The sequence below is a fragment of the Micromonospora sp. NPDC000207 genome, from assembly GCF_040300925.1.
GTDB lineage: Bacteria > Actinomycetota > Actinomycetes > Mycobacteriales > Micromonosporaceae > Micromonospora.
Map to the genome: position 1 here is coordinate 1 of NZ_JBEPEQ010000167.1, position 8,897 is coordinate 8,897.

General features: G+C 71.9%; 9 protein-coding genes and 1 pseudogene. 4 read left to right on the top strand and 6 right to left on the bottom strand.

Going from position 1 to position 8,897, the window contains the following annotated elements:
• Positions 1-138 precede the first annotated feature (138 nt).
• The 3 genes from ABT336_RS25740 to trmB all read right to left on the bottom strand — a co-directional run bounded on the left by ABT336_RS25740 (position 139) and on the right by trmB (position 4,182).
• Entirely contained in the window at positions 139-783 is a 645-nt protein-coding gene (locus tag ABT336_RS25740) for a hypothetical protein (RefSeq protein ID WP_350899918.1), read from the bottom strand.
• A 124-nt stretch (positions 784-907) separates the two neighbouring features.
• Positions 908-3,415, bottom strand: a complete 2,508-nt coding sequence (locus tag ABT336_RS25745; RefSeq protein ID WP_350899920.1) for a DEAD/DEAH box helicase — start codon at positions 3,413-3,415, stop codon at positions 908-910.
• A gap of 128 nt (positions 3,416-3,543) precedes the next feature.
• Positions 3,544-4,182, bottom strand: a complete 639-nt coding sequence (gene trmB / locus ABT336_RS25750; RefSeq protein ID WP_350899932.1) for a tRNA (guanosine(46)-N7)-methyltransferase TrmB — start codon at positions 4,180-4,182, stop codon at positions 3,544-3,546.
• 209 nt (positions 4,183-4,391) lie between these two features.
• Here trmB and ABT336_RS25755 point away from each other — a divergent pair, with 209 nt between their 5' ends.
• A complete protein-coding gene (locus tag ABT336_RS25755; RefSeq protein WP_350899922.1) occupies positions 4,392-5,018 on the top strand; it encodes a hypothetical protein in 627 nt (208 codons plus the stop codon).
• A 313-nt stretch (positions 5,019-5,331) separates the two neighbouring features.
• Positions 5,332-5,952: a class F sortase gene (locus ABT336_RS25760; RefSeq protein ID WP_350899934.1), complete on the top strand. Its 621-nt coding sequence runs from the start codon at positions 5,332-5,334 to the stop codon at positions 5,950-5,952.
• A gap of 61 nt (positions 5,953-6,013) precedes the next feature.
• On the opposite strand, the gene ABT336_RS25765 is transcribed toward ABT336_RS25760, so the two are convergent.
• The 3 genes from ABT336_RS25765 to ABT336_RS25775 all read right to left on the bottom strand — a co-directional run bounded on the left by ABT336_RS25765 (position 6,014) and on the right by ABT336_RS25775 (position 8,149).
• Positions 6,014-6,331: an antibiotic biosynthesis monooxygenase family protein gene (locus ABT336_RS25765; protein WP_350899924.1), complete on the bottom strand. Its 318-nt coding sequence runs from the start codon at positions 6,329-6,331 to the stop codon at positions 6,014-6,016.
• 27 nt (positions 6,332-6,358) lie between these two features.
• Positions 6,359-7,156, bottom strand: coding sequence for an exodeoxyribonuclease III (locus tag ABT336_RS25770; protein ID WP_350899926.1), 798 nt, complete (start codon positions 7,154-7,156; stop codon positions 6,359-6,361).
• Between the two features lie 72 nt (positions 7,157-7,228).
• The gene (locus tag ABT336_RS25775) at positions 7,229-8,149 is read right to left on the bottom strand and encodes a proteasome assembly chaperone family protein (protein ID WP_350899928.1); all 921 of its coding nucleotides are present in this window, start codon (positions 8,147-8,149) and stop codon (positions 7,229-7,231) included.
• Positions 8,150-8,401: 252 nt separating this feature from the next.
• Here ABT336_RS25775 and ABT336_RS25780 point away from each other — a divergent pair, with 252 nt between their 5' ends.
• Both ABT336_RS25780 and ABT336_RS25785 read left to right on the top strand, forming a co-directional pair.
• Positions 8,402-8,551 (top strand): hypothetical protein, encoded by a 150-nt coding sequence (locus ABT336_RS25780; RefSeq protein WP_350899930.1) that lies wholly within the window; start codon positions 8,402-8,404, stop codon positions 8,549-8,551.
• Between the two features lie 52 nt (positions 8,552-8,603).
• Positions 8,604-8,897 (top strand): annotated as a pseudogene (locus ABT336_RS25785) (hypothetical protein); the annotation flags it as partial.

Consider the following 8,897-nt stretch of genomic DNA (forward strand, 5'->3'; position numbering starts at 1 on the left):
TATCCCGCCCACCAGTTTATATAACAACCTTTTTTATCAATTTTTCCCAACTCCCCGCTCTCCCAAACACAACCCACCAAGTGGGCAGGTGGAGCCCCACAAGACGAGGACGGCCCCACCACGGTGCGGCGGGCCGCCTCAGGCGGCGGTGGACCAGATGGCGCGGAAGGCGGCGGCCTCACCGGCCAGCCACCGCTCGATCTGCTCGGGCCTGGCACCCTCGGGCATCCGGTGCGTCACCCCCCGCCGCACGTCGACGAGGACCGGCTCGGCGTGCGGCAGGACCGCGTCCATGTGCCGGGCCATCAGGTGCAGGGTGGCCAGGGTCGCCTCCTCGCTGGGCTCGGTCTCGTCGAAGTGCAGCCGGACGGCTTCGGCGCGACCGTCGGCGTACCTGATGCCGAACTGGGGGTTGATCTTGACGGGGAGGTCGCCGAGCATGGCCAGGACGTCCCGGGTCTGCGCCAGGTCGACCCCGGCCGGGTCGCCGAGCGAGTGCAACCAGGCCGTCGCCCCCGGCACCAGGGCCTGGTAGAGCGGTCGCCACCGGGGCTTGACCAGGTCGGCCACCTGGGCCAGGTGGGACCCGCCGGTGTGGAAGGCCACGTCGGCCTTGAGCGCCTTGACGAACTGACCGTGCGGGTTGAAGCCGGAGCGGCTGGCCCGCTGCTTGCGCAGCCCACCGACGAAGGTGGCCTTGGTCGGGCCGGTGCGGTCGACGTAGCGGGTGAACCCCAGCAGGGTGGCGTACGGGGTGAGGGGGGTGGAGGTGGGCGCAGTCATGGGCGTCCTCCCAGCTCAGCGGCTTTATTAGTACACACATTCTAATCGACGGGTCTGACGTCGCCCAGGGCGCGAAAGGGGCCGTCCGGACACTCCGGACGGCCCCGCAAAAAGAGAGAAACTTCTACAGCTGACCGACCTCGGTGACCCTGACGACGGCGGCCCCCACCTCGTCGGAGGCGACCAGGTCGACCTCGGCGCTGATCCCCCAGTCGTGGTCGGAGTCGGGGTCGTCGAGGATCTGCCGGACCGTCCACCGCTGCGGGTCGGTCTGGTCGATCAGCAGCAGGGCCGGCCCCCGGGCGTTCGGTCCGGTCCCGATCCCGTCGTACGCCTCGAAGTACGGCTCCAACGCGTCCGCCCAGGCGTCGGCGTTCCACCCGTCGGCGGCGTCGAGCTCGCCCAGCAGGTCCCACCGGCGCAGCGCGGCCAGCTCGACCCGACGGAACAGGGCGTTGCGTACCAGCACCCGGAAGGCGCGGGCGTTGCGGGTGACCGCCGGCGGGCGGTCGTCCAGGGCGGCGGCGACCTCCTCGGCGTCGGACGGGTTGCGCAGCCGCTCCCACTCGTCGATCAGGCTGGAGTCGACCTGGCGGACCAGCTCACCCAGCCACTCGATGAGGTCGACCAGCTCCTCGGTCTTGGCGTCCTCCGGGACCGTCTGCCGCAACGTCTTGTACGCGTCGGCGAGATACCGCAACACCAGCCCCTCGGACCGGGACAGCCCGTAGAACTGCACGAACTCGGCGAAGGTCATCGCCCGCTCGTACATGTCACGGACCACCGACTTGGGGGAGAGCTGGTGGTCGTCGACCCACGGGTGGCCCTGCCGGTACATCGCGTACGCGTTCTCCAGCAGCTCCGCCAGCGGCTTCGGCCAGGTCACCCCGTCGAGCAGCTCCAGGCGGGCCTCGTACTCGATGCCCTCGGCCTTCATCGCGGCGACCGCCTCGCCCCGGGCCTTGAACTGCTGCGCGGAGAGAACCTGACGCGGGTCGTCGAGGATCGACTCGATGACGCTGAGCACGTCCAGGGCGTACGCGGGACTCTCGGCGTCGAGCAGCTCGATGGTGGCCAGGGCGAGCGGGGACAGCGGCTGGTTGAGGGCGAAGTCGAGTTGCAGGTCGTCGGTGAGCCGGACCCGGCGGCCGGTCTCGTCCGGCTCGGGCAGCTCCTCGACCACCCCGCCCGCCCGCAGCGCCCGGTAGATGGCGATGGCCCGACGCACGTGCCGACGCTGGGCGACGGTGTCCTCGTGGTTGTCGGTCAGCAGGTGCCGCATCGCGGCGAACGCGTCCCCCGGGCGGCCGATGACGTTGAGCAGCATCGAGTGGCTGACCTGGAAACTGGAGGTCAGCGGCTCCGGTTCGGCCTCGACCAGCCGCTGGTAGGTCGGCTCGCCCCACCCGATCGAGCCCTCCGGCGGCTTCTTCCGGACCACCTTGCGGCGCTTCTTCGGATCGTCGCCCGCCTTGGCCAGGGCCTTCTCGTTGTCGATCACGTGCTCGGGGGCCTGCACCACGACCCGGCCGATCGTGTCGTACCCGGCCCGGCCGGCGCGCCCGGCGATCTGGTGGAACTCCCGGGCCTTGAGCAACCGGGTCCGGACCCCGTCGTACTTGCTCAGGCCGGTGAACAGCACAGTGCGGATGGGCACGTTGATGCCGACCCCGAGGGTGTCCGTACCGCAGATGACCTTCAGGAGACCGGCCTGGGCCAGCGTCTCCACCAGTCGTCGGTACTTGGGCAGCATCCCGGCGTGGTGCACGCCGATCCCGTGCCGGACCAGCCGCGACAGCGTCCTGCCGAAACCGGAGGTGAACCGGAACCGGCCGATCGCCTCGGCGATCAGGTCCTTCTCGGCCCGGGTGCAGACGTTCACGCTCATCAGCGCCTGCGCCCGTTCCAGGGCGGCGGCCTGGGTGAAGTGGACCACGTACACCGGGGCCTGCTTCGTCTCCAGGAGCTCTTCCAGCGTCTCGTGCATCGGGGTCATCGCGTACGAGAAGAGGAGGGGGACCGGCCGCTCGGCGGTACGGACCACTGCCGTCGCCCGCCCGGTACGGCGGGTCAGGTCGGCGACGAACCGGGTGGTGTCCCCGAGGGTCGCCGACATCAGGACGAACTGTGCCTGGGGCAGCTCGATCAGCGGCACCTGCCAGGCCCAACCCCGGTCCGGCTCGGCGTAGAAGTGGAACTCGTCCATCACCACCTGACCCACGTCCGCCCGGGCGCCCTCGCGCAGGGCGAGGTTGGCCAGGATCTCGGCGGTGCAGGCGATGATCGGGGCGTCGGCGTTGACGCTGGCGTCCCCGGTGAGCATCCCGACGTTCTCCGCGCCGAAGGTCTCGCAGAGGGCGAAGAACTTCTCCGACACCAGCGCCTTGATCGGAGCCGTGTAGAACGTCGTCCGGTTGTCGGCGAGGGCGGCGAAGTGGGCCGCCGTGGCCACCAGGCTCTTCCCGGAGCCGGTGGGAGTGTTCATGATCAGGTTGGCGCCGGAGACGATCTCCAGGAGCGCCTCCTCCTGATGGGGGTAGAGGTCGAGGCCGCGCTCCTTCGCCCAGCCGGCGAACGCGTCGTACAGGGTGTCGGGGTCGGCGCTGTGCGGCAGCGCGGCGGTGAGCGTCATAGCCGCTCCATCGTGCCCGCCCCCCACCCCCGCCCGCCAACCGGGGTTCCAGGAAGGGAAGGCACCCCTGTCGACGCCGACGGTGGAGAGGGATCCCCTCTCACACCCCCTGCGTCGATCGAGGCGGGTCAGGCGGGGACGGCTCGGTGGTAGACGAGGTCGAAGACCTCCCGGCCCTCCCGGTGGGCGCGGCGTTCGAACTTGGTGACCGGGCGGTGCGCGGGTCGGGGTGCCCACCCGGGGTACGGACTGGCCAGCTCCGGGTCGCCGTCGAGGGTCTGCCGCATCGATTCGGCGTACTCGGCCCAGTCGGTGGCGCAGTGCAGGGTGCCGCCCGGGGTCAACCGCGACCGCAGCAGGGCCACGTGCCCGGCCTGGATGATGCGCCGCTTGTGGTGGCGGGTCTTGGGCCACGGGTCGGGGAAGAAGACGTGCACGGCGTCGAGCGAGTCCACAGACAGGGCCTGCACCAGGTCGAGGGCGTCACCCTCGGCGACCCGGACGTTGGTCAGCCCGTCCCGGCCGACCAGGTCGAGGAGGTTGGCGATTCCGGGCGTGTGCACCTCGACCGCCAGATAGTCTCGATCCGGGTCGTCCGCCGCCATCGCGGCCGTGGCGTCCCCCATGCCGGAACCGATTTCGAGCACCACCGGTGCCTCCCGTCCGAACAGGGCGGACGGATCGAGCGGCCCGTCCGCGACGTCCGACACGGTCAGGCCGTACGTCGGCCAGAGCCGGTCGAGGGCGTCGATCTGACGGCTCGTCATCCGGCCCCGGCGGGGGAGGAAGGTCCGGATCCGGGCGGTGGCGACAGGTTCGTGGTCGATGGAGGTCACAGCGACCCGAGCGTACGCCACGGTCGGCCCGGACCGGATGTGACGTGCGACCCGGGGTGAGCCGATCACCCCGTACGGCTGGTCGGGCGGCGACCGCCCGGCCGAGGACTACCGTGCCGGGAGGGGTCATGGTGTCGGTCATGCGCCTGGGCGTCGCGACGGCGGTCGGGATCGCCGCGCTCGTCACGCCCCTGTCCGCCACGCCCGCGATCGCCGCCCGGCCGCATGTCGCCGGGCCGCTGCCGGTGGCACAGCCGGCCGTCCCACAGCCCGCAGATCCGTCCACGCCCGGCCTTCCCCCGCCGGGAGTCGTCTTCGTCGAGGTCAGCCCGAGCCTGGTGCAGCCGGGATACCTGGTCGGGATCCGGGCGAGCTGCCACGACAACTCGTGGCCGGCGACTGTCTGGTCGGACGCCTTCGGCAAGGTGACAGTGCACCCGCAGAACGGTGTGCTCACCGCCAGCCCGATGGTGTCGACCCGGACCCGACCCGGGAACTACCGGGTGAAGCTGGAGTGCCGCACCGGGGAGACTGCCACCACGACCCTCCAGGTGGTGAAGAAACACCCGCCCACCCCACCGCCGACCCACCGGCCGACACACCGGCCCAGCCACGGACCGGCCACCGGGTTCGGTGGCACGGCCGGCCCGAGCGCCGGTGACCTGCTGGTCCCCGGGGGACTGGCGTTGACCCTGGCCGGGATGGTGGCGGGCGTACTGACCCTCAGGCGGCAGCGCAGGGCCAGCCGCTGGTGGGGGCCGTCGTGACCGCCGGCCGCCACACCACCGGCCACACCGGGGGTCGTCGGTGACCGCCGGGCGGGTCCCGTTCGGTGGCGGGAGATCGAGTACGCCCCGACCCGGCCCGACCCCGCGCCCGGCGGGCCGCCCGACGGCGTCGAGCGGACGGACCTACGGCACCCCGGGCGGCCGACCCCAGCGGGGCCGCACCGCCCCGGCGGTCCGGCTCACCGACGCCGAGGCCCGGCGTACCGGCTGGGCGTTGGTGCCCACCGCGACCCCGCCGGGGACCCGGGTCGGCGCGGGTCGACCACCGGTCCTTTCGCCCGCCCCCGCGACGGTGCCCGGACGGCGTCCCTGGTCGGTGCCGTTGGCGGTGCTGCTGGTGCTGTTGGGCATCTTCGCCACCGGGGCGGGGTTGGGTCGCACCGCCGGACCGTTCGACAGGGTCCTCGCCGAGCAGCACACCGAGGACCCGGCGGGCGTCCCCGTCCTGGCGGCGAGCCGACCGGTGAGCCTGTCGGTACCGTCGATCAGGGTGACCGCCCCGGTGGCCCCGGTCGGTCAGGCCCCCGACGGGACCATCGACGTCCCGCCGCTGGACCGGCACGGCGAGACCGGCTGGTACGACCGCGCCCCGACCCCGGGCGAGCCCGGTCGGGCAATCATCGTCGGGCACGTGGACAGCAAGGACGGGCCGTCGGTCTTCTACGAACTGGCCCGCATCAGGCCGGGGGACCGGGTCGAGGTGGCCCGGTCGGACGGGTCGGTGGCCGTCTTCGCCGTCGACTCGGTGGAGCACTTCGCGAAGGACAACCTCCCCGCCGACCGGGTGTACGGCGACTCCGGCACCCCGGAGCTGCGGTTGATCACCTGCGGTGGGCAGTGGGTGGGTGGCCGGACCGGATACCGGGACAACGTGATCGCGTTCGCCTCGTTGGTGGAGACCCGACGGGCCTGAGCCCGGCACGCCCGCCCGAGCCCGGCACACCTGGGCGTCGAAGGGCTGAGCGCGGTGGGGCTCAGCTGGCGGGCACCTGCTGGACGACCTCGAACTCCAGCAGGTTCGCGCCGGTCGCGACCGGTCGCCGGGGTGCCTCGTCCCCGCTCTGGGCGTGCGCCGCCCGGGACGGTCCCGCCGCCCACGCCTGGTAGGCCTGCTCGCTCTCCCACTTCGTGTATACGAAGTAGCGGTTCTCGCCCCCGACCGGGCGCAGCAGCTCGAACCCGAGGAACCCGGGGGAGTTCTCCACGGCGGCGGCCCGGGCGGCGAAGCGCCGCTCCAACTCCTCCCCGCCACCCGGCGGAACGTCCAGTGCGTTGATCTTCACGATGGCCATGGGTCCAGCCTAGGCGTACGCCGGTGCTCACTCCGTCCCGACGGCGGGCGGAAGGTCCAGGTCGACCACGACCGGCGCGTGGTCGGAAGGTCCCTTGCCCTTGCGGGCCTCCCGGTCGACGTAGGCCGACCGGACCGCCCCGGCCAGTCCGTCGGAGGCGTACACGAGGTCGATCCGCATGCCCTTGTTCTGGTGGAACATCCCGGCCCGGTAGTCCCAGTAGGTGTACGGGTGCGGCCCCTTCATCGGGGTGGGCACCACGTCGTGCAGGCCCAGGTCGCGCAGGGCGGCCAGGGCGGCACGTTCGGCCGGGGTGACGTGCGTGGAGGTGACGAAGAGCGCCGGGTCCCAGACGTCGGCGTCGGTCGGGGCGACGTTGAAGTCCCCGCAGACCGCCAGCGGCGCCCCGTCGGCCAGGTCCTGCTCCACCGCGTCCCGGAGGGCGGCGAACCAGGCCAGCTTGTACGCGTAGTGCGGGTCGTCGGGGGCCCGGCCGTTGGGGACGTACACCGACCAGACCCGGTTCCCCCCGCAGGTGGCCGAGATGGCCCGGGCCTCCGGTTCGGGGAACCCCGGCTCACCGGGGAACCCGACCACCACGTCGGCCAGCCCCACCCGGGACAGGATCGCCACCCCGTTCCACCGGCCGTCGCTGTGGCTGGCCACCGTGTAACCCAGCTCGCCGACCTCGGCGACCGGAAAGGCACCGTCCGGGCACTTGGTCTCCTGCAGGCAGAGCACGTCCGGTCCGGTGCCGGCCAGCCAGTCGAGCAGGCGGGGCAGGCGGGCCTTCACCGAGTTCACGTTCCACGTCGCCAGGCGCATGCCTCCACCCTGCCCGATGCCGGCCCCGGTCGCGGGCACCGGCGACGTGTCCCGCTGCGCAGATCCGTACGCTCAGCTGCCCGGGGTGTCACCCGGCCGGCTCTGTTCGGCGAGGAACCGTTCCAGCTCGGCACCGAGTTCGTCGGCAGTGGGCAGGGGGCCGTTCTCGGCGGCGAGCAGGTTCTTCTCCCCCCGTCCCCGTTCGAACGCGTCGTACTGCTCCTCCAGGGCCTGCACCAACGCGGCGGCGTCCTCGGTCTGGGCGACCTGCCTGTCGATCTCGACCCGGACCACCTCGGCGGAGGAGCGCAGCGAGTCGGTGGGCAGCAGCAGCCCGGTGCTGCGCGACACCGAGGTGAGCAGGACCTCCGCGGCGGCGGGGTACTCGGTCTGGGCCACGTAGTGCGGCACGTGGGAGGCGAACCCGAGCGCGTCCCGGCCCGCCTCGCCGAGTCGGAACTCCAGCAGGTGGCCGACGCTGCCGGGGACCTGCACCCGTTGCAGCCACGGTTCGTGTCCGGCGATCAGTTCGGGCCGGGTCGCGTGGGCGGTCACCCCGGCAGGGCGGGTGTGCGGTACCGCCATCGGGATGGAGTTGAGCCCGACGGTGAGCCGTACGTCGAGCCGGGCGCCGAGGCCTGCCACGGCGGCGGCGAACCGTTCCCACTGCAGGTCCGGTTCGGGGCCGGTGAGCAGGAGGAAGGGTGTCTCGTCGTCGTCGTGCAGCAGGTGCAGTTCGAGCTTCGGGGCGTCGTAGGACTCCCAGTGGTCCTCGACGAAGGTCATCACCGGTCGCCGCGACCGGTAGTCGAAGAGCTGGTCGACGTCGAAGCTGGCGACCGGGCGGGCCTCCAGCGAGGTGAGCAGCTGTTCCCTGGCGAGCCGGGTGGCGTTGCCGGCGTCGACGAAGCCGGTCAGCGCCTGGATGAGCACCGGCTGACCGAGCTCGGGCAGATCGTCGCTGAGCTGGTACAGCTCGTGTGGGTCGAGCACCGGTCGGGACCTCCCTGTTGTGCGTACGATGACCGCGCCCGGCGGCCACCCGTTCGGAGGAACGTACCCACCATCCTCGTGCATTCCGGGGTCCGCCGGTGCGCCGCCTGCCACTGCGACGCTTTACTTGTTCTTTGTCATTTTTGTCGGTATCCGACGCCGAACCGGATGCTGTGGTGATCTCCATAGTGGACGCGTGGCGGTTGCCGGCCCGGGGTACACATGGAGAGGGAATGTCGACAGGAGGATGCAATGTCGTCACTGATGCACCGGATCACCCAGTTCCTGCGCTCACCGAAGGGCCAGCAGATGGTCGATCGTGGGCGCCGTGAACTGGCCAAGCCGGCGAACCAGCAGAAGCTTCGTCAGCTCGCCAACCGGCTCTCCGGCCGGCGTCGCTGACCGCGCCCGGTCTGCGTACCCACACCCCTGCGTCCCACCACGGGAGCCTTCCTTGACCGACTCCGCGCCCGCCGACGGAGAATCCAGAGTCCCCCCGTCGACCCCTTCCGTCGACCCCGCCACCCCGACTCCCGGGGCGGAGACCGACGAACAGTCCGTGCCGGAGGCCCCTCCGGCCACCCTCTGGGACCGGATGCGGCAGGACCCGCAGTACGCCCCGGAACACCTGGCCATGGAGGCGGTCCGCCGGCTCGGCCCGGAGGCCGCCCGGTGGGCCGGTCGGATCCGGGCCGAGCAGCCCGGGGTGCCCGCCGACGCCCAGATCGGAAGAGCGTCGTTAGGGAGA